This window comes from Pseudomonas sp. 2FG (assembly GCF_005502935.1).
Classification (GTDB): domain Bacteria; phylum Pseudomonadota; class Gammaproteobacteria; order Pseudomonadales; family Pseudomonadaceae; genus Aquipseudomonas.
Map to the genome: position 1 here is coordinate 98927 of NZ_SCMP01000005.1, position 17938 is coordinate 116864.

Here is a 17938-nt window from a genome sequence, read left to right on the forward strand (position 1 = left end):
GAGGAGGCCCCGATGGATGCTGCAATTCAGCGAGTCGCTCAGGCTCTTCAGCGCGCCGAACGCATTTTGATCATCAGCGGTGCGGGGCTTTCCGCGGACTCCGGCTTGCCGACCTATCGCGGTCTCGGCGGCTTGTATAACGGCATGACCGAAGAAGGGCTGCCGATCGAGGCGGCGCTGTCCGGGCCGATGCTGCAACGCGATCCTGCCCTGTGCTGGAAATACCTTGCCGAACTGGGCAAGGCCTGTCTGGGGGCCAAGCCGAATGCCGGCCATTACGCTATCGCCGAACTGCAACGGCGCAAATCCGGCTGCTGGGTGCTGACCCAGAATATCGACGGCTACCACCGCGCGGCGGGTAGTCCGGTGGCGCGGCTGATCGAGATTCATGGCGAACTGGCGCCGCTGTTCTGCCAATCCTGTGGCGCCGAGAGCGCTGAATTGGCAGAGCATCTACAGCGTCCGCTGCCGCCAAAATGCGCGCAGTGCGGTGGCATCCTGCGCCCGCCGGTGGTGCTGTTCGAGGAACTGCTGCCGGAGCTGGCCATCGACACGCTCTATGCCGAGCTGCGCAAAGGCTTCGACGTGGTGCTGGCGGTGGGGACCACGGCGAGCTTCCCCTATATAGTCGAGCCGGTCGTGCGCACCCGCCAGGCAGGCGGCTTCACCGCCGAAATCAACCCGATGCACAGCGACCTCAGCCGGCTGGTGGATGTGCATTTACGGGGTAGGGCCTTAGATGTGTTGCCGGAGTTACTGGGTCACATTCCGGCTAATTAAATTTGCAAGTGAGGGTTGTGGAAGGCATAGTCGCGGCTTCATAAAATTCGACACGGCCGTGCCCATGCTAAAGCGCTTCGCACCCCTCGTGCCCCTCGCACTCTCAGTCTTCCTGGTTGCTTGCGCCGGCTACTCGCCGAAGTCGCAGGTCGCCGAAGCTCCCCAGCCGATTGCCGATGAGCAAACTGTCGAGCCGCTGCCGGACTTCGCCCAAGACAAACCCTACGAATTGCCGACCTTTGCCGACAGCATCCTGGCTCACGGCCTGTCGCTGGTAGGCACCCGCTACCGTTTCGGCGGTAGTTCGGTGTCTTCCGGTTTCGATTGCAGCGGCTTTATCGGTTACCTGTTCAAAGAAGAAGCCGGTATGAGCCTGCCGCGCTCCACCCGCGAAATGATCAACCTCGATGCACCGCTGGTGGAGCGTACCGAGCTGGAGCCTGGCGATCTGGTGTTCTTCGCCACCAACGGCCGTGGCCGGGTCAGCCACGCCGGCATCTACCTCGGCGATGATCAGTTCATCCATTCTTCCAGCAGCCGCAGCGGCGGTGTGCGGGTGGACAGCCTGGATGACAAGTACTGGAGCCGTACCTTCATCGAGGCCAAGCGCGCCTTGGCGTTGGCTTCGGTTAGCCACAATCCGCTGCACCCTTAATCTCCATTGAGTTCAGCGCGCGCAAGCGCAAAGCTTGCGCGCGCTCGTACCTCGCGGCAGAGTAGAGCGCACTAAGAATCAGAGCCGCCTCGCTTATGCCCGCCACGGCCCGCCTCGCCCTACTCGTACTCGCCGCGCTGCTGACTGCCTGCGCGAGCAACACCGCCCCTCTAGAACGCGTTTTCACCACCGAGCACAGTGGCGCCGCCGATGATGTGCTGTTGCGCGCCTTGGGGCTGGTCGGCACGCCGTACCGTTACGGCGGCAATACCCCAGACAGCGGCTTCGATTGCAGCGGCCTGATCGGCTACGTCTACCGGGATGCAGCCGGCATCGCCTTGCCGCGCTCCACCCGCGAGCTGATCGGCATGCGTGCGCCGAGCGTGCGGCGTGACGCGTTGCAGACCGGCGATCTGCTGTTCTTCGCCACCAATGGCGGCGGTCAGGTCAGCCACGCGGGTATTTACGTCGGGGAAGGGCGTTTCGTTCACGCGCCCTCCAGTGGCGGCACCGTGCGCTTGGATAGCCTGGCGACTGCCTACTGGCAGAAGAGCTACCTGGAGGCCAAGCGGGTGCTCAATCCGGCCCGTCTCGCCCGCACGCCCTGATCTGCACGCGCCTATCTACCCACGCCCATTTACATAGGAGTGCCGCATGACCGGCCGTACCCTGAACCTCGACGACGCGCTGTATAACTACCTGCTCGAGGTCTCCCTGCGTGAAACGCCGCTGCTCAAGTGCCTGCGCGAGGAAACTCAAGCCTTGCCCATGGCGCGCTGGCAGATCGCCCCGGAACAGGGGCAGTTCATGGCGCTGCTGGTCAAGCTAATCGGTGCCAAACGCCTGCTGGAAATCGGCACCTTCACCGGCTACAGCGCCCTCTGTATGGCCAGCGCCATGCCGGAAGATGGCCAACTGATTTGCTGCGACCTGCCCGGCGACTACAACGCCATCGCCCGTCGCTACTGGCAGCAGGCGGGAGTGCACGAACGCATCGACCTGCGTCTGGCGCCGGCGCTGGAGACCCTTGGCCTGTTGGAGCGAGAAGGGCAGAGCGAAACCTTCGACCTGATCTTTATCGATGCCGACAAGGCCAACTACCCGGTTTACCTGGAGCATGCCCTGGTGCTGGCCCGGCCGGGCGCTTTGATCCTGTTCGACAACACTTTGTGGAGTGGCCGGGTGCTGGAGCGGGCGCCCGACAGCGCCGACACTCGCGCCATTCAAGCCCTCAATCGGCGCCTGAAAAATGACCAGCGCCTGGATTTGTCGCTGCTGCCCATCGGCGACGGCCTGACCCTCTGCCGCAAACACTGACAGCTGTGCAGGGCCTGGGCGCATGAGTTCGCCCCAACAGCTTTTTCCAACGACTCACTCGAACAGGCTTGACCGCGTCCGCCTGCCAGCGCCAGTCTGCAGCCGGTGAGCTATATTCAGCCCGTCTTAGGGCCGATAGCTCAGCTGGGAGAGCGCCACGTTCGCAACGTGGAGGTCGGGAGTTCGATCCTCCTTCGGTCCACCAAATCGAAAGGCCGGAACCCATGGGGTCCGGCCTTTTCGTTTGGCTATGTCTGAGTTAGCTGTTGCAAGGCGAGCATTGGAAAAGTGCAAGACCCAGCGGGCCAGCTCAACACTTCACCGGCACCTAGCCAGAGCATTTGAAGACTGGATAAGGCCTTTGGCCGCCACCACCGGCCGGGCAAAGTGCGCTGCTTGGCGGCACCTATGCCGAGTTCAGCTGCAAGCTGGCCATATTCACCCTTAGTGCCGCGTTGACGCTCCACCGCCAACCCTCTAACCTGCCTGCCTTGCTTCAGGTGCCCCCAGGCTTAGTGCCGGCGGGGTGAAACAGGGAAGCCGGTGCGTTCTTGCGGTTGTTCACTTGATGAACAGTCAGGCAAAACTATTCCGGCGCTGCCCCCGCAACGGTAGACGAGTCAAGAAGCCGCTTTTAGCCACTGTGCCCTGCACGGGAAGGTGCGGTTTTGCGAACGCCTCATCTCGAAGGTGTTCCGCTCGTAAGCCCGGAGACCGGCCTGTCGCAGTCCACGGCATCGCGGAGGGCGTTGTCTGGCGTATGGGCTGCGCTGTGGCCCGTGCGTCTGCTGTTCTCCGCAAGCTTTACCCAGCCTGAGTCCTGAGTCCTGTGGGCGAGAGTGGCGGAGATCCTGTCTCGATGAGCAAGTCCTTTCTGGTGCCAGTTATTGGTTCGGCGGTGGCGAGACTTTGTCCGCCGTATTCCGGGCGGCATTTTTTCCTGACTAGTCTGTCTCTATACCCTTTTTCGCGCTTCCAGCGGTGTTTTGGCAGCCTTCAACATGCAGCAAGGTTCTGAGGTGAAACGATGAGCGAGTCAGCAGCAAGAGACGCCCGCCACAAGGCCCGGATGGAGCGCAAGAAGGCCCTGGTCGACGAGAAGATCGCCCAGGCGCAGGACGAATACGGTCTGTTGCTGGTGCACACCGGCAATGGCAAAGGCAAAAGCAGCTCGGCCTTCGGTATGGTCGCCCGCGCGCTGGGGCATGGCATGAAGGTCGGCGTGGTGCAGTTCATCAAAGGGGCGGCGAGCACCGGAGAGGAGCGGTTCTTCCGCCGTTTCCCCGAGGAAGTCAGCTACCACGTGATGGGCGAGGGCTACACCTGGGACACCCAGGATCGCCAGCGCGATATCGACAAGGCCGTCGCCGCCTGGGCGGTTGCCAAGCAGTTGTTGAATGACCCCGAGATCGGCCTGGTGGTGCTGGATGAGCTGAATATCGCGCTCAAGCACGGCTATCTGGCGCTGGAAACCGTGCTGGCCGATATCGGTGGCCGCCCGCTGTTGCAACACGTGGTCGCCACCGGCCGTGGTGCGCCGCCCGGCTTGATCGAGGCGGCGGATACCGTGACCGAAATGGGCATGCTCAAGCATGCATTCAAGTCCGGCGTGAAGGCGCAGAAAGGGGTGGAGTTTTGAGGCGCCTGGCTTTAGTAGGGTGGATTCGCCGCAACGCGGCAATCCACCATCCGGAGGCCATGCGCTGCATTGCCCTGCGGGCGAATGCACCCTACGGACGAGGTTTGAGCGCATGAGTTCTACCCGCCAATGCCCGGCCCTATTGATCGCCGCACCGGCTTCCGGCCAGGGCAAGACCACCGTCACCGCGGCCTTGGCGCGCCTGCATTCGCGCCAGGGTAAACGGGTGCGGGTGTTCAAGTGTGGGCCGGACTTTCTCGATCCGATGATCCTCGCCCGCGCCAGCGGCGCGCCGGTCTATCAGCTGGATCTGTGGATGGTCGGCGCGGTGGAAAGCCGTCGCCTGCTCTGGGAAGCCGCCGGCGAGGCCGACTTGATTCTGATCGAAGGGGTCATGGGCCTGTTCGATGGCACGCCGTCCGCCGCCGATCTGGCGCGGCATTTCGGCGTGCCGGTGATGGCGCTGATCGACGGTTCCGGCATGGCCCAGACCTTTGGTGCCATGGCCCACGGCATGGCCACCTTCCAGGCCGATCTGCCGTTCTCCGGGGTGCTGGCCAACCGCACCGGCAGCATTCGCCATGGCGAGATCCTGCGCGATTGCCTGCCCAAGCACATTCATTGGTACGGCGCCTTGCCGCGCAGTGCCGCGATCGAACTACCGAGCCGGCATCTGGGCTTGGTGCAGGCCGAAGAGCTGGCCGACTTGGATGCCCGTCTGGATGCCGCCGCCGATGCCCTGGCCGCGAGTGCCGACGTCGGCTTGCCGGCGCCGGTGAGTTTTGCCGCGCCCGAGCTGTTCGAGGGCCAGCCCATCGAGCCGTTATTGGCCGGCGTGCGCATCGGCGTCGCGCGGGACACCTCGTTCGCCTTTATCTACCAGGCTAACCTCGATCTGCTGCGCCAGTTGGGTGCCGAGCTGATTCAGTTTTCGCCGCTGCGGGACGCCGAGATACCCGAGGTAGACAGCCTCTATCTGCCCGGCGGCTACCCCGAGCTGCACCTGCAACGGCTGGCGGCGAACCAGCCGATGAGCGCGGCGATTCATGCCCATCACGCCGCCGGCAAACCTATCCACGCCGAGTGTGGCGGCATGCTCTACCTGCTCGAGGCGCTGACCGATAAAGACGGTGAGCGTGGCGAGCTGCTCGGTCTGCTGCCCGGCCAGGCGCTGATGCACAAACGCCTGAAGGCACTGGCGTTGCAGGAAATCGAATTGCCGGAAGGGTGCCTGCGTGGCCACACCTACCACTATTCGGAGCTGGACTGTGCCCTGGAGCCGCTGGCCCGTGGCGTCTGCCCGACTTATAAGCGAACGGCCGAGGCGGTTTATCGGATCGGCCGGCTGACCGCTTCCTATATCCACTTCTATTTGCCGTCCAATCCCCAGGCGGCTGCGGCCCTGTTCCTGCCATGAGCGAGTCAACTGCATGAGCCAGCACGCCTTCAGCGAAGCCGAGCGCGCGGCGGTGTACCGCGCGATTGCCGAACGCCGCGACATGCGCCATTTCAGCGGCGGCCAGGTCGCGCCTGAGCTGCTGGCGCGTCTGCTGGAGGCGGCGCATCAGGCGCCGAGCGTCGGTTTGATGCAGCCCTGGCGGTTTATCCGCATCACCCGGGCCGGCTTGCGTGAGGCTATTCATGGCCTGGTGGAAGAGGAGCGGGTGCGCACGGCCGAGGCCTTGCAGCAGCGCTCGGATGAATTCATGCGGCTCAAGGTCGAGGGTATACGCGACTGCGCCGAGTTGCTGGTGATGGCCCTGATGGACGGCCGCGAGGCCCATGTGTTCGGTCGCCGCACCTTGCCGGAAATGGACCTGGCTTCGCTCGCCTGTGCGATTCAAAACCTCTGGCTCGCCGCTCGCGCGGAAGGCCTGGGCCTGGGCTGGGTGTCCTTGTTCGACCCCGAGGCCCTGGCCGCGCTGCTCCATTTACCGGCCGGGGCGAAACCGGTGGCGGTGCTGTGCCTGGGCCCGGTGCCGGAGTTTTATCCCGTACCTATGTTGCAGCAGGAAGGCTGGGCCACACCGAGGCCGCTGGCCGAACTGGTGTTCGACAATCAGTGGGAAGAGCGGCAGCGGGGTGAGCGGGCATGAGCATCGCCCTGTTGACTGTGGCTGGCGTGGCGCTGGATGCCGTGCTGGGCGAGCCGAAACGCTGGCACCCGCTGGTGGCTTTCGGGCGCCTGGCTGATGCACTGGAAAGACGCTTTAACCGACCCTTCGCGCCCCCTTCGGCAGAAGGTGATCCGCACAACCGGATGAGGCACCAGGAGATCGGCCGCGGCTGGCGCAGTCACGGGGTCACGGCCTGGGTGTTGGCCGTGTTGCCGCTGACGCTGGTGGCCTATCTGTTGAGCTTGCTGCCCACTGTCGGTTGGCTGGTCGAGGTGCTGGCGCTGTATGCGGCCATCGGCTTGAAGAGCCTGGCCGAGCATGCCGAGCCGGTGGCCCGGGCGCTACGCGAGGATGATCTGCCCCGGGCGCGCGAACGCGTCGGTTACCTGGTCAGCCGGCAGACCGGCGAGCTGGATCACGAGGCCGTCGCCCGCGCCGCCACCGAATCGGTGCTGGAGAACGGCAGCGATGCGGTCTACGCCGCGCTGTTCTGGTTCGTTCTGCTTGGCGCGCCAGGTGTGGTGCTGTACCGCCTGAGCAATACCCTGGACGCCATGTGGGGCTATCGCAACGCGCGCTTCGAGCGTTTCGGCTGGGCCGCCGCACGGATCGATGACCTGCTCAATTACATTCCCGCGCGGCTGGTTGCGCTGACGTATGCCGTGCTCGGCAAAACCCGACTGGCCCTGCGTTGCTGGCGCACCCAGGCGCCAACCTGGGACAGCCCCAACGCCGGCCCGGTGATGGCGGCCGGTGCCGGTGCGCTCGGTGTGGCCCTCGGCGGGCCGGCGGTTTACCAGGGTGAGTTGCACCAGCGCCCGCGCCTGGGCGAAGGACCGGCGGCCGATGCGCAGACCATCGAACGGGCGGTCAGCCTGGTGCGCCGCGGGGTGCTGCTCTGGCTGCTGGTCTTGCTGATAGGAGGCCGGCTCTATGCTTGAACACGGCGGGCGTTTGCAACTGGCGGCGCGCCAGTACGGGATTGCCGAGGCCGACTGGCTCGATCTCTCCACCGGCATCGCACCCTGGCCCTGGCCGGTGCCGGCGATTCCCCTGCGCGCTTGGGCCCGCTTGCCGGAAACCGAAGACGGCCTGGAAGCCGCCGCCCGCGCCTATTATGGAGCCGCCCAGCTGTTGCCGGTGGCCGGCTCGCAAGCCGCGATTCAGATGCTGCCGCGCCTGCGCCGCGCAGGCAAAGTTGGCGTGTTGTCACCCTGTTACGCCGAGCATGCCGAGGCCTGGCGCAAGGGCGGGCATAGCGTCCGTGAGGTGAGCGAGGGTGAGGTGGACTTCTTCCTGGACGGCCTCGATGTATTGGTGCTGGTCAACCCGAACAACCCAACCGGGCGGCTGATCGAACGGACGCAACTGCTCGATTGGCATGCGCGGCTGGCTCGTCGGGGTGGCTGGCTGGTGGTCGACGAGGCCTTTATGGACAACACGCCGGAACATAGTCTGGCGGCCAGCAGCGGCCGAGATGGACTGATAGTGCTGCGCTCGTTCGGCAAGTTCTTCGGCCTGGCCGGTGCCCGGCTTGGTTTCGTCCTGGCGCCAAACGAACTGTTGCAGGCGCTCGCCGAACAGCTCGGGCCCTGGACTATCAATGGCCCGACCCGGGTGCTCGGTGCAGCCTGCCTGCGCGATGGCGACGGGCAGCTGTTGCAGCGCCGGCGCTCGGCCCAGGCCAGCGAGCGTCTGGCCGGGTTGCTCGGGCGCTATGGCTTTGCGCCTGCCGGTGGTTGTGCGTTGTTCCAATGGCTGCCGAGCGCCGAGGCGCAGGCGTTGCAGGACTTCCTCGGCCGGCGCGGCATCCTGGTCAGGCTGTTCGTGCAGCAGTTTGTAGAAAAAGTACAAAGCAGCAGCCTGCGTTTCGGCCTGCCGGCGGATGAAGCGGGCTGGGCCCGTCTCGAACAGGCGTTGCAGGCCTATCGGCTGGAGTTTTCATGAGTACCTTAATGGTCCAGGGCACGACCTCGGATGCCGGTAAAAGCACTCTGGTCGCCGCGCTGTGTCGCTGGTTGCAACGCCAGGGCGTCGTGGTGGTGCCGTTCAAGCCGCAGAATATGGCGCTCAACAGCGCGGTGACGGCCGACGGCGGCGAAATCGGTCGCGCTCAGGCGGTGCAGGCACAGGCGTGTGGTCTGGCGCCACACACCGATATGAACCCGGTGCTGCTGAAGCCCAACAGTGACACCGGCGCGCAAGTGATCATCCACGGCCGCGCCATCAGCAGCATGGCGGCGGCGGCCTATCACGACTACAAAAAGGTCGCGCTGCAGGCGGTGCTGCAATCTCATCGACGCCTGAGTGACGCTTACCAGGTGGTAATGGTGGAGGGCGCCGGCTCGCCGGCGGAGATCAACCTGCGGGCTGGCGACATCGCCAATATGGGCTTTGCCGAAGCGGTGGATTGCCCGGTGATCCTGATTGCCGATATCGACCGGGGTGGCGTATTCGCGCACCTGGTCGGCACCCTGGAGTTGTTGTCCGCAAGCGAGCAGGCGCGGGTCCAGGGTTTCGTCATCAATCGTTTTCGCGGCGCCTTGAGCCTGCTGCAACCGGGCCTCGACTGGCTCGAGCAGCGAACCGGCAAGCCGGTGCTCGGCGTGCTGCCGTACCTCGGCGATCTGCATCTGGAAGCCGAAGACGCCATCGACCGCCGCCAGACGCCCAAGGCCGAGCGGGTGCTGAAGGTGGTGGTGCCGGTGCTGCCGCGCATCAGCAACCACACCGACTTCGACCCGCTGCGCCTGCACCCGCAGGTCGACTTGCAGTTCGTCGCGCCGGGCCAGCCGATTCCGGCGGCGGATCTGATCATCCTGCCCGGTTCGAAAAGCGTGCGAGCCGATCTGGCGTTTCTGCGTGCCAACGGCTGGGAAGAGACGCTGCAACGGCATCTGCGCTATGGCGGCAAACTGCTGGGGATTTGCGGCGGCTTGCAGATGCTCGGACGCAATCTGCACGACCCGCTCGGGCTGGAAGGCGCGGCGGGCTCCAGCCCGGGTTTCGGCCTGCTGGCGTTCGACACCGTGCTGGCAGCGGAAAAGCAACTGCGCAATGTCCAGGGCCATTTGTGCCTGGAGGATGCGCCGGTGAGCGGTTACGAAATCCATGCCGGCGTCACCAGCGGGCCGGCGCTGGATCTGGCCGCGGTGCGCCTGGCCGATGGCCGCAACGATGGCGCGCAGAGCGTCGATGGGCAGATTCTCGGCACCTACCTGCACGGCCTGTTCGAAGCGCCGGCAGCCTGCAGTGCGTTGTTGCGCTGGGCCGGTTTGCGTGACGTGCAGCCGGTCGACTACCACGCCCTGCGCGAACGCGATCTGGAGCGTTTGGCTGATCTGGTCGAGCAGCATCTGGACTGTGCGCGGTTGCGCGAACTCTGTGGGCTGTAGCTAAGGTGTCCATATGATTGAACTTATTTTGGGCGGCGCCCGCTCCGGCAAGAGTCGTTTGGCCGAGCGCCTGGCGGCAGAGAGCGGCTTGCCTGTGACCTATATCGCCACCTCGCAAGCCCATGACGGCGAGATGAGTGCGCGTATCCGGCAGCACCGCGAACGTCGCCCGCTGGAGTGGGGGCTGATCGAGGAGCCGCTGGCACTGGCCCGCGTGCTGGCGGAAAACGCCGCAGAGGATAAGTGTCTGCTGGTCGACTGCCTGACGCTCTGGCTGACCAATCTGCTGATGCTGGATGAGCCGGCGCGGCTGGCGGCCGAGCGTGAGGCGCTGCTGGCCGGTATCGAGCAACTGCCGGGGCGGATCATCCTGGTCAGCAATGAGACCGGCCTCGGTGTGGTGCCGCTGGGCGAACTGACCCGCCGTTATGTCGATGAAGCGGGCTGGCTGCATCAGGCCCTGGCCGAGCGCTGCCAACGGGTGATTTTCAGCGTGGCCGGTTTACCCATGATTCTCAAAGGAGTGCCGTTATGAGTCTGTCCTGGTGGGCTGCACCCTGTCAGCCGCTGGATGCCATCGCCAGCAACAAGGCTCTGGCGCGCCAGCAGCAATTGACCAAGCCGGCCGGCTCCCTCGGCCAGTTGGAGCAGGTAGCGATTGACCTGGCCGGCATGCAGGGGCGCGAGCGACCCAGCGTCGATAGCCTGTGGATCGCGATTTTCGCCGCCGATCACGGCGTGGTGGCCGAGGGTGTTTCGGCCTATCCGCAGGCGGTCACCGGGCAGATGCTGCGCAACTTCGTGACCGGCGGCGCGGCCATCAGCGTGCTGGCGCGGCAATTGGGTGCCGCCCTGGAAGTTATCGATTTGGGCACCGCGGTGCCGCTGGAACCCTTGCCGAACGTGCGGCATTTGCAGGTTGGCGCCGGTACGCAGAATTTTGCCCAGGGCCCGGCGATGACCCAGGCACAAGTACTTATCGCCTTGGAAGCCGGCCGTGACAGCGTAGGGCGGGCCCAGGCTGTCGGTGCCGAGCTGTATATCGGCGGCGAGATGGGGATTGGCAACACCAGCTCTGCCAGCGCCCTGGCCTGCGCCTTGTTGGGCTGCCCGGCGTGGCACATGGTCGGTCCCGGCACCGGCCTGGATGCGGCTGGCGTCGCGCATAAAACCGCGGTGATCGAGCGCGCGCTGGCGCTGCATCAGGCCCATCTGGGCGAGCCGCTGGCGCTGTTGCAGCACCTTGGCGGTTTTGAAATCGCCGCGCTGGTCGGTGCCTACCTGGCCTGCGCCCAGCAGGGTTTGCCGGTGCTGGTGGATGGTTTTATCTGCAGCGTGGCGGCACTGCTCGCGGTGCGCATCAATTCCACTTGCCGGCAGTGGTTGCTGTTCGCCCATCGCGGTGCCGAGCCGGGGCATCAGGCGGTGCTGGAAGCCTTGCAGGCGCAGCCGTTGTTGCAGCTCGGCTTGCGCCTGGGCGAGGGCAGCGGGGCCGCGTTGGCGGTGCCGCTGGTGCAACTGGCCTGCCGTCTGCACAGCGACATGGCGACTTTTGCCGAAGCCGCTGTGGCGGATCGCCCGGCATGACCTTGCGGCTGGATTTGCTGCGCCACGGTGAAACCGAGCTAGGTGGCGGCTTTCGTGGCAGCTTGGACGACGCGCTGACCGCCAGCGGCTGGGCGCAGATGCGCGCGGCAGTTGCTGAAGCTGGGCCTTGGGATCTGATCGTCAGCTCGCCGCTGCAACGCTGTGCGGCCTTCGCCCGGGAACTGGCGGAGCGGCGGGGCGTGACGCTGCTGCTGGAGAAGGATCTGCGTGAGCTGCATTTCGGCGCCTGGGAGGGCCGCAGCGCGGCGGCATTGATGGACACGCAGGCCGAGGAACTCGGGTTGTTCTGGGCCGATCCCTATGCCTTCACGCCACCCGAGGGCGAACCCGTGCTGCAGTTCGCCGAGCGCGTGCTGGCAGCAGTCGAGCGTCTGGCGGCCCGCTTCACCGGTCAGCGCCTGCTGCTGGTTACCCATGGCGGCGTGATGCGGCTGCTGCTGGCCCAGGCGCGCGGCCTGCCGCGTGAGCAGTTGTTGCAGGTGGAGGTCGGACATGGCGCGTTGTTCCAGCTGGACGTCGCTATTCCTTTCGCGCTGAACGAGCACTAAGCCATGTCGATTCAGCCACTCTTGATCGCCCTGCAATTTCTCACCTGCCTGCCGATCCGCCTGGCCGGCATGCCGACATCGGAACAGCTGGGGCGCTCGATGCTCTGGTATCCGGCCGTGGGGTTGTTGCTGGGCGCGTTGCTCTGGGGCTTGAGCGCGCTGCTCAACGGCGCTCCATTGCTGTTGCACGCGGCGGTGTTGTTGGCGGCCTGGGTGATCTTGACTGGTGGGCTGCATCTGGATGGTCTGGCGGACACTGCCGATGCCTGGCTCGGCGGCCTGGGTGATAGGGAACGCACCCTGATCATAATGAAAGACCCGCGCAGCGGGCCGATTGCGGTGGTCACGCTGGTGCTGCTGCTGTTGCTCAAGTTCGCCGCACTGGTGGCGCTGCTCGAACAGGGTCAGGGGCCGGCGTTGCTGCTGGCACCCTGGCTGGCACGGGCGCTGCTGCCGTTGCTGTTCCTCTGCACGCCCTATGTGCGCGCCGGCGGCCTGGGTCAGGCGCTGGCCGAGCATTTGCCGCGGCAGACGCTGCCCTGGGTGCTCGGCGCACATGGCTTGGCCATGCTGCTGTTGGGCTGGCAGGGGCTACTGGCGCTGGCGTGCGCCTTGCTGCTGTTTACCTGGCTGCGGCGGCGGATGACCGCCCGGCTTGGCGGTACCACCGGCGATACCGCCGGCGCTATGGTGGAACTGGTTGAGTGTGCGGTATTGCTGAGCTTGGCACTGGCTTACCGCTGATCGACAACCCGAGTCGCGGGTCAAGCTGTTGAGGCTTGACCTGCTGTAGATTGCGGGTATATACACGCAGTTATGTTAATGACCCAATGCCTTTGCACCAAACTGCGTCGCGCGGCACGTAGCGTCAGCAGGCTCTATGACGATGCCCTGCGCGATATCGGCTTGAGTGTTGCGCAGTATTCCTTGCTGAGCCATCTGCAGCGGCTGGACCAGCCGAGCATTTCCGAACTGGCCGTGGCCATGGGCCTAGATCGCAGCACGCTGGGGCGCAATCTCAAGCTGTTGCAAGCCGAAGGCCTGATTGTTCTGGGCGGTGGCGAGGATCAACGTAGTCGCCTGGTGCAGATCAGCCCCGGCGGACGTGAGCGCATCGCTCAGGCGCAGGTGGCCTGGAAGGATGCCCAGGCGCAGTTGGCCTCGCGTCTGGGCGAGGGCAAGCGCGAAGCGCTGATTTTGCTGCTGGATGATTTGGAAAGCATCGTTTGATTTTTTGCGCGATTAAGCGGGTATATACCCGCATTTGGAGAGGGTGATGACGACTACTTGGCGGGCAAGTGTGTGGATTCTGGTCGGCGCGGCGCTGATTCTGGCGTTATCGCTGGGCATCCGCCATGGCTTCGGCCTCTTCCTTGCGCCGATGAGCGCAGAATTTGGCTGGGGGCGTGAGGTGTTTGCCTTTGCCATCGCCTTGCAGAATCTGATCTGGGGCTTGGCGCAGCCGTTTACCGGTGCGCTGGCCGACCGCTTCGGTGCGTCGCGGGTGGTCCTGGTCGGCGGCGTTTTGTATGCCGCCGGGCTGGTATTGATGGGGCTGGCAGACTCGCCCTGGTCGCTGTCGTTGAGTGCCGGTCTGCTGATCGGGATTGGCCTGTCCGGCACCTCCTTTTCGGTACTGCTCGGGGTAGTCGGCCGCGCGGTGCCGGCCGAGAAGCGCAGCATGGCCATGGGGATCGCCAGTGCGGCGGGTTCTTTCGGCCAATTCGCCATGTTGCCGGGTACCCTGGGTTTGATCGGTTGGTTGGGCTGGTCGGCGGCGCTGTTAGCCCTTGGCGCATTGGTCGCGCTGATCGTGCCGCTGGTGGGCATGCTGCGTGATCGGCCGTTGCCGCTGCTGGGCCATGAGCAGACCTTGCTGGAGGCGCTGCGCGAGGCCGTCGGCCATTCCGGTTTCTGGCTGCTGGCACTGGGCTTTTTCGTCTGCGGTTTTCAGGTGGTGTTTATCGGGGTGCATCTGCCGGCTTACCTGATCGATCAACACCTGCCGGCGCAGGTGGGCACCACGGTGTTGGCGCTGGTCGGGTTGTTCAATGTGTTCGGCACCTACTGCGCCGGCTGGCTCGGCGGGCGGATGTCGAAACCCCGCCTGCTCACCGCGCTATACCTGGCGCGGGCGCTGGTGATTGCCTGGTTTATCCTGGCGCCATTGAGCGTCTGGAGTGCCTACGTCTTTGGCATCGCGATGGGGTTGCTGTGGCTGTCCACCGTGCCGCTGACCAATGGCACTGTGGCGACGCTGTTTGGCGTGCGTAACCTGTCGATGCTCGGCGGCATCGTCTTCCTCTTCCACCAGTTGGGCGCCTTTCTCGGCGGCTGGCTGGGCGGTTATCTGTATGACCGTACCGGCAGTTATGACCTGGTCTGGCAGATTGCGATTCTCCTCAGCCTGCTCGCGGCGGCGCTCAACTGGCCGGTGCGCGAGCAGCCGGTGGCGCGTTTGCAGGCGGAGGTGAGTACGGCATGAAACGTTCGATAGGCTGGTCGCTCGGGCTCGCTGGCGGGCTGATCATGCTGGCGCTGATCTGGTGGGGCTGGCAGCGTGGCGGGCTGGCGTTGCTGCAATTGGGCATGGGCGCCTGTTAGAACCTGCTCAATATCTGCTGCACTTGGTCATGCGGCGTTGAAAACAGGCTCGGAATGCTCATTTACCACGCATAAACTCCGCTTCCTCGCCTGTGTTCGCCTTGCCTGACCTGTGCTCGCGACGATCTTGAACAGGTTCTTATGGTTGAGTGACAAGCAGAGCCGCTGCGCTCCAACGCAGGAGCCTGGGAACGATCAGAAACTTTTGGCCGAACTGAGCCGGTCGTGACTGGCTGAAGTCGACTCAAAGCAGATATAGCAGGTCATGTGACGCTATCTATGCCTCTTCAAAAATATCAAGAATTGGGTGCGGGGTTAAGGCAGTAATTTTTTCTGATTTTACAAAGTAAAAATTACATAAAAATACTATATTGTCGGGTGTTATAGGGAGTGAAATTCTATTATTGGCTAACTTCTCCATAAGTTTTGTTCGATCTACCCTATATAGCAGCTTACCAATACTTGTATCTTCATTTAGCACAGCAGTGATACCCGAATTAATTACGCCGTTTGAACGAAGGCGAAATTTAGCTCTGAGCATCTGCGTCCACTCGGACGATTTGTAATGGCGATATGCTAAATCCTCTAAGAGTTTTAGCATACTCCAGTCCGAGGTTTCTAGACTGGCATAAATCCCATTAAGCGCTCTGTCTAAGTCTGTATGATTCTCCCAGTCCTCCTTGCATTTGAACCTCAAGTCATGCTCTACCTCATGCCACCCCTCTGATAACACCGTTCTAATTTGAACTTCGAAAGTTTTATCTAAGCAATCATATCTTTTGAATATAGTGCTGCTCTCGGCTAGTGCTTCTGGTAGATGAAATATCAAATTGCAACGAGTTGCGGAAAAGCTGCTTCCCGTTGGAGCGTCTATGGTTGATGATTGATCATCATAGGTAAATGTCTTTTTTAGTGTATCGATTGCTATCTTCTGGTCATCTAAGAAATAGAGTGCAACGCGAACACCAAACATGTCTTGGATTTTTTTCCCGGTACTACTGTATTTCCCAGGTTCTCGTTCCAGTTTTGTTGCCATTGAGTGGTCTGACTTGGCTCTAGAAAAAACTCTACACAATAGCCCTAGTCTTGCAAGTTCTGATTCAATTGTTTCCTGCAACTGCTTAGCGACACGCATTTCAGAAGAGTTATACATGTCAGACCTTCCCTAGCAGCGTTTTGATTTCAGGAATAAAGATCATGTTTAACTCAAGAAAACTTATTTTGTCGCCTTCAAATAAATACTGCTTGTTTTTGAGGGCTGAGATGGCTGATAGAATTTGATCTTGGCGGAAAGTATTATTGTTAGCGCAAATCCCTTTTATTGGGCGATGCTTTGTGAACGTAGGGCGCCCTTTAGGCCAAAATTTTTCTAACACATAAATCTCAGCTTTCAGTGCTTCGATCTGATCCAAATTTGAACCGTTGGGGATGTCATCAGCTTTCGATAGCTCGCTTAGGAACTCTGTAGAATCACTATGGCATCCTAAAGTAAAGATCTCTCCGTTATTGCCTTGCTTATCTATTTTGCAGTTATAAAACTTGCAGTTTACAAAAGTTACATTTATCAATCGATCAGTGTAAATGGTCGTATTGGTGAAAGTGCAACCGATAAATAAGTAGTTCCTTACTTCGTAAGATTTTCCGAGTTCAACATTATTAATTTCTAAGCTTTCTATGGTGTTGTCGGAAAGCTCAATGTCTGCTTTTCCTGTTAGGTCGATAGTGTATGAAAGCTTTTCTTTTGCTGGAAGAAACTCCAAGAAAAACTTTAGTGCTCGCCATAGCTTTTCTCGTCGATGTTGAGATCTTGGCATAGCGGCCACTACAGACGGCTCTACAAATCGGCTATTGCCAACCCATTCGCCAGATGTCTCCTCCATGATTAACTCTGAGCAAAAATTCCCTAGTACAAACTCATTAACGAAGCCAATACCTTGTCCATCATCTGCACTTCTGTCCAAGAGCGCATGGCCAGCAAGCTTAGTTACAAGTTCGTCAAGTGTTGGTCTTTCGTCAGCGGGGTACTGTTTGCGAGCATTGTCAAGTAGCTCGCTGAAGGCGTCAGCAATAAGATCAGAGATATAATCTCTCGACTCCGACGTGTAATCTAAAGCAATCATATCTTTTGCGATATGTTTGAGAATTTTGTATTGATCGTTCGGTAGTACCCGCAAGTCCTGGCGTTTGCGTTCTCGCTCCAACATAGAGTTGAAGTATTTCTCAACTATTAGGTCAGGGGTGTCAATGACCTCTAGGAAATCTTGATCCGTGATGCATCGAATATAAGATAAAAGTACAGGGTTGTTCAGGCGCTCAATTGGAAAACTGAGCCGTCTCAACTCGTCTAGCCGGCTGAGCGGGATCCAATCGTTAATTGTTGGTTCGCTTATTCTTATACGATAAATTTCAAAGTCATCATTATGTGTTTCTACCCAGTTATGAAATTCATCCCCATCGAAAATAGCAGTGCGGCGCGTTGTAAGAATGACCTTTGCTGATTTTTTTAGCAGTTCTCCAATGGTTTCAAGCATCGGCTCAGTATTGTCGTAGCCTTCGCTCTCTTTGTTCTTGCTTTGATGAAGTAACTCATCGAAACCATCAAGAATAACAGGAACATTTCCATTTTGGATCTCAGATCTTACGAGGGCGGAACTTAGCAATGGAAAACTACGATCAATTTCATCTAGCAAAACATAACGAAATATTTTGGCTTGCCTGTTTCTGGAGAGCTCACTAAAGAGAGGGACTTTGTCATCAGATAAATTTGTTATCTTTTTTAGTAGTTCAAAAGCGGTGCAGGTTTTTCCAAAGCCTGCAGCTGCTTCCACTAAAAAAAGTATAGGTTTTCTGGAGGCCAGCCTTGAATAAATTTCATTGACGACATCCCATTCGCCTTGTTTTTCGTTGATTGTATATTTTGAATTAATGTATGAGTATGTGCCATTGTCAGAATGTATTTTGGTAATTGCTTCTGCATGTTTATCATACTCCTTCTCTAGGCGAGACTTAGTTGAGTCGACCGAGAAAAACCCCTTAAATAGCTCCTTTTCTACTGCCTCAGTGTTTTGGTATTTTCTTATTTTACATGCATAGCCAGATCTCTTGAATTCGTCAAATACCTTTTCCTCGTCGCCAACATCACCTATTTTTACAATATCGGCATTGTGGAAATGGCCTGATCGAATAGTAAAAACATAAATGCCATCCTCTCGGCACTTGGCTGCTTCGAATCCATATTGATTATATATTTTTGCTAATGAGCGGGGATCTATCAT

At 60.7% G+C, this 17938-nt stretch carries 19 protein-coding genes, 1 tRNA gene and 1 riboswitch; of the genes, 18 read left to right on the forward strand and 2 right to left on the reverse strand.

The window, feature by feature from the left end:
• The first annotated feature begins 12 nt into the window (after window positions 1-12).
• The 18 genes from FFS13_RS07060 to FFS13_RS20035 all read left to right on the forward strand — a co-directional run bounded on the left by FFS13_RS07060 (window position 13) and on the right by FFS13_RS20035 (window position 14663).
• On the forward strand, window positions 13-780 hold the full coding sequence (locus FFS13_RS07060; RefSeq protein ID WP_137818388.1) for an NAD-dependent deacylase: 768 nt from the start codon (window positions 13-15) through the stop codon (window positions 778-780).
• 64 nt (window positions 781-844) lie between these two features.
• Window positions 845-1435: a C40 family peptidase gene (locus FFS13_RS07065; RefSeq protein ID WP_137818389.1), complete on the forward strand. Its 591-nt coding sequence runs from the start codon at window positions 845-847 to the stop codon at window positions 1433-1435.
• 95 nt (window positions 1436-1530) lie between these two features.
• Window positions 1531-2043, forward strand: a complete 513-nt coding sequence (locus tag FFS13_RS07070) for a C40 family peptidase (protein WP_137818390.1) — start codon at window positions 1531-1533, stop codon at window positions 2041-2043.
• Between the two features lie 46 nt (window positions 2044-2089).
• Window positions 2090-2752 (forward strand): O-methyltransferase, encoded by a 663-nt coding sequence (locus FFS13_RS07075; protein ID WP_137818391.1) that lies wholly within the window; start codon window positions 2090-2092, stop codon window positions 2750-2752.
• A gap of 129 nt (window positions 2753-2881) precedes the next feature.
• Window positions 2882-2957: transfer RNA gene (locus tag FFS13_RS07080), tRNA-Ala, on the forward strand.
• 276 nt (window positions 2958-3233) lie between these two features.
• Window positions 3234-3490: riboswitch (cobalamin riboswitch) on the forward strand.
• 289 nt (window positions 3491-3779) lie between these two features.
• Entirely contained in the window at window positions 3780-4391 is a 612-nt protein-coding gene (gene cobO, locus FFS13_RS07085; protein ID WP_137818392.1) for a cob(I)yrinic acid a,c-diamide adenosyltransferase, read from the forward strand.
• A 112-nt stretch (window positions 4392-4503) separates the two neighbouring features.
• Window positions 4504-5808, forward strand: coding sequence for a cobyrinate a,c-diamide synthase (locus tag FFS13_RS07090; protein ID WP_137818393.1), 1305 nt, complete (start codon window positions 4504-4506; stop codon window positions 5806-5808).
• Between the two features lie 13 nt (window positions 5809-5821).
• Complete coding sequence (gene bluB, locus FFS13_RS07095; protein ID WP_137818394.1) at window positions 5822-6487, forward strand: 5,6-dimethylbenzimidazole synthase; 666 nt, start codon at window positions 5822-5824, stop codon at window positions 6485-6487.
• Complete coding sequence (cbiB, locus tag FFS13_RS07100) at window positions 6484-7449, forward strand: adenosylcobinamide-phosphate synthase CbiB (protein WP_137818395.1); 966 nt, start codon at window positions 6484-6486, stop codon at window positions 7447-7449. Before bluB ends, cbiB begins: the two co-directional genes overlap by 4 nt.
• Entirely contained in the window at window positions 7442-8455 is a 1014-nt protein-coding gene (gene cobD, locus FFS13_RS07105) for a threonine-phosphate decarboxylase CobD (protein WP_137818396.1), read from the forward strand. Before cbiB ends, cobD begins: the two co-directional genes overlap by 8 nt.
• On the forward strand, window positions 8452-9903 hold the full coding sequence (locus tag FFS13_RS07110) for a cobyric acid synthase (protein WP_137818397.1): 1452 nt from the start codon (window positions 8452-8454) through the stop codon (window positions 9901-9903). The genes cobD and FFS13_RS07110 overlap by 4 nt, the downstream gene beginning before the upstream one ends.
• A 13-nt stretch (window positions 9904-9916) precedes the next feature.
• Complete coding sequence (gene cobU, locus FFS13_RS07115) at window positions 9917-10438, forward strand: bifunctional adenosylcobinamide kinase/adenosylcobinamide-phosphate guanylyltransferase (RefSeq protein ID WP_137818398.1); 522 nt, start codon at window positions 9917-9919, stop codon at window positions 10436-10438.
• Window positions 10435-11490 carry a nicotinate-nucleotide--dimethylbenzimidazole phosphoribosyltransferase gene (gene cobT, locus FFS13_RS07120; protein WP_137818399.1) on the forward strand — a complete coding sequence of 352 codons (1056 nt, stop codon included), beginning with the start codon at window positions 10435-10437 and terminating at the stop codon, window positions 11488-11490. Before cobU ends, cobT begins: the two co-directional genes overlap by 4 nt.
• The gene (gene cobC, locus FFS13_RS07125; protein ID WP_137818400.1) at window positions 11487-12059 is read left to right on the forward strand and encodes an alpha-ribazole phosphatase family protein; all 573 of its coding nucleotides are present in this window, start codon (window positions 11487-11489) and stop codon (window positions 12057-12059) included. Before cobT ends, cobC begins: the two co-directional genes overlap by 4 nt.
• A gap of 9 nt (window positions 12060-12068) precedes the next feature.
• Window positions 12069-12803: an adenosylcobinamide-GDP ribazoletransferase gene (locus tag FFS13_RS07130; RefSeq protein ID WP_137818530.1), complete on the forward strand. Its 735-nt coding sequence runs from the start codon at window positions 12069-12071 to the stop codon at window positions 12801-12803.
• A 72-nt stretch (window positions 12804-12875) separates the two neighbouring features.
• Window positions 12876-13289: a MarR family winged helix-turn-helix transcriptional regulator gene (locus FFS13_RS07135; RefSeq protein ID WP_137818401.1), complete on the forward strand. Its 414-nt coding sequence runs from the start codon at window positions 12876-12878 to the stop codon at window positions 13287-13289.
• Window positions 13290-13335: 46 nt separating this feature from the next.
• Complete coding sequence (locus FFS13_RS07140; protein ID WP_137818402.1) at window positions 13336-14544, forward strand: MFS transporter; 1209 nt, start codon at window positions 13336-13338, stop codon at window positions 14542-14544.
• Entirely contained in the window at window positions 14541-14663 is a 123-nt protein-coding gene (locus FFS13_RS20035) for a hypothetical protein (RefSeq protein ID WP_256657839.1), read from the forward strand. Before FFS13_RS07140 ends, FFS13_RS20035 begins: the two co-directional genes overlap by 4 nt.
• A gap of 277 nt (window positions 14664-14940) precedes the next feature.
• Here FFS13_RS20035 and FFS13_RS07145 read toward each other — a convergent pair whose 3' ends face one another.
• The gene (locus tag FFS13_RS07145; RefSeq protein ID WP_137818403.1) at window positions 14941-15816 is read right to left on the reverse strand and encodes a RelA/SpoT family protein; all 876 of its coding nucleotides are present in this window, start codon (window positions 15814-15816) and stop codon (window positions 14941-14943) included.
• A gap of 1 nt (window position 15817) precedes the next feature.
• The gene (locus tag FFS13_RS07150; protein ID WP_137818404.1) at window positions 15818-17938 is read right to left on the reverse strand and encodes a hypothetical protein; all 2121 of its coding nucleotides are present in this window, start codon (window positions 17936-17938) and stop codon (window positions 15818-15820) included.

Coding starts and splice junctions, on each gene's coding strand:
- FFS13_RS07060 (WP_137818388.1), top strand. CDS start 13: ATGGATGCTGCAATTCAGCGAGTCGCTCAGGCTCTTCAGCGCGCCGAA.
- FFS13_RS07065 (WP_137818389.1), top strand. CDS start 845: ATGCTAAAGCGCTTCGCACCCCTCGTGCCCCTCGCACTCTCAGTCTTC.
- FFS13_RS07070 (WP_137818390.1), top strand. CDS start 1,531: ATGCCCGCCACGGCCCGCCTCGCCCTACTCGTACTCGCCGCGCTGCTG.
- FFS13_RS07075 (WP_137818391.1), top strand. CDS start 2,090: ATGACCGGCCGTACCCTGAACCTCGACGACGCGCTGTATAACTACCTG.
- cobO (WP_137818392.1), top strand. CDS start 3,780: ATGAGCGAGTCAGCAGCAAGAGACGCCCGCCACAAGGCCCGGATGGAG.
- FFS13_RS07090 (WP_137818393.1), top strand. CDS start 4,504: ATGAGTTCTACCCGCCAATGCCCGGCCCTATTGATCGCCGCACCGGCT.
- bluB (WP_137818394.1), top strand. CDS start 5,822: ATGAGCCAGCACGCCTTCAGCGAAGCCGAGCGCGCGGCGGTGTACCGC.
- cbiB (WP_137818395.1), top strand. CDS start 6,484: ATGAGCATCGCCCTGTTGACTGTGGCTGGCGTGGCGCTGGATGCCGTG.
- cobD (WP_137818396.1), top strand. CDS start 7,442: ATGCTTGAACACGGCGGGCGTTTGCAACTGGCGGCGCGCCAGTACGGG.
- FFS13_RS07110 (WP_137818397.1), top strand. CDS start 8,452: ATGAGTACCTTAATGGTCCAGGGCACGACCTCGGATGCCGGTAAAAGC.
- cobU (WP_137818398.1), top strand. CDS start 9,917: ATGATTGAACTTATTTTGGGCGGCGCCCGCTCCGGCAAGAGTCGTTTG.
- cobT (WP_137818399.1), top strand. CDS start 10,435: ATGAGTCTGTCCTGGTGGGCTGCACCCTGTCAGCCGCTGGATGCCATC.
- cobC (WP_137818400.1), top strand. CDS start 11,487: ATGACCTTGCGGCTGGATTTGCTGCGCCACGGTGAAACCGAGCTAGGT.
- FFS13_RS07135 (WP_137818401.1), top strand. CDS start 12,876: ATGTTAATGACCCAATGCCTTTGCACCAAACTGCGTCGCGCGGCACGT.
- FFS13_RS07140 (WP_137818402.1), top strand. CDS start 13,336: ATGACGACTACTTGGCGGGCAAGTGTGTGGATTCTGGTCGGCGCGGCG.
- FFS13_RS20035 (WP_256657839.1), top strand. CDS start 14,541: ATGAAACGTTCGATAGGCTGGTCGCTCGGGCTCGCTGGCGGGCTGATC.
- FFS13_RS07145 (WP_137818403.1), bottom strand. CDS start 15,816: ATGTATAACTCTTCTGAAATGCGTGTCGCTAAGCAGTTGCAGGAAACA.
- FFS13_RS07150 (WP_137818404.1), bottom strand. CDS start 17,938: ATGATAGATCCCCGCTCATTAGCAAAAATATATAATCAATATGGATTC.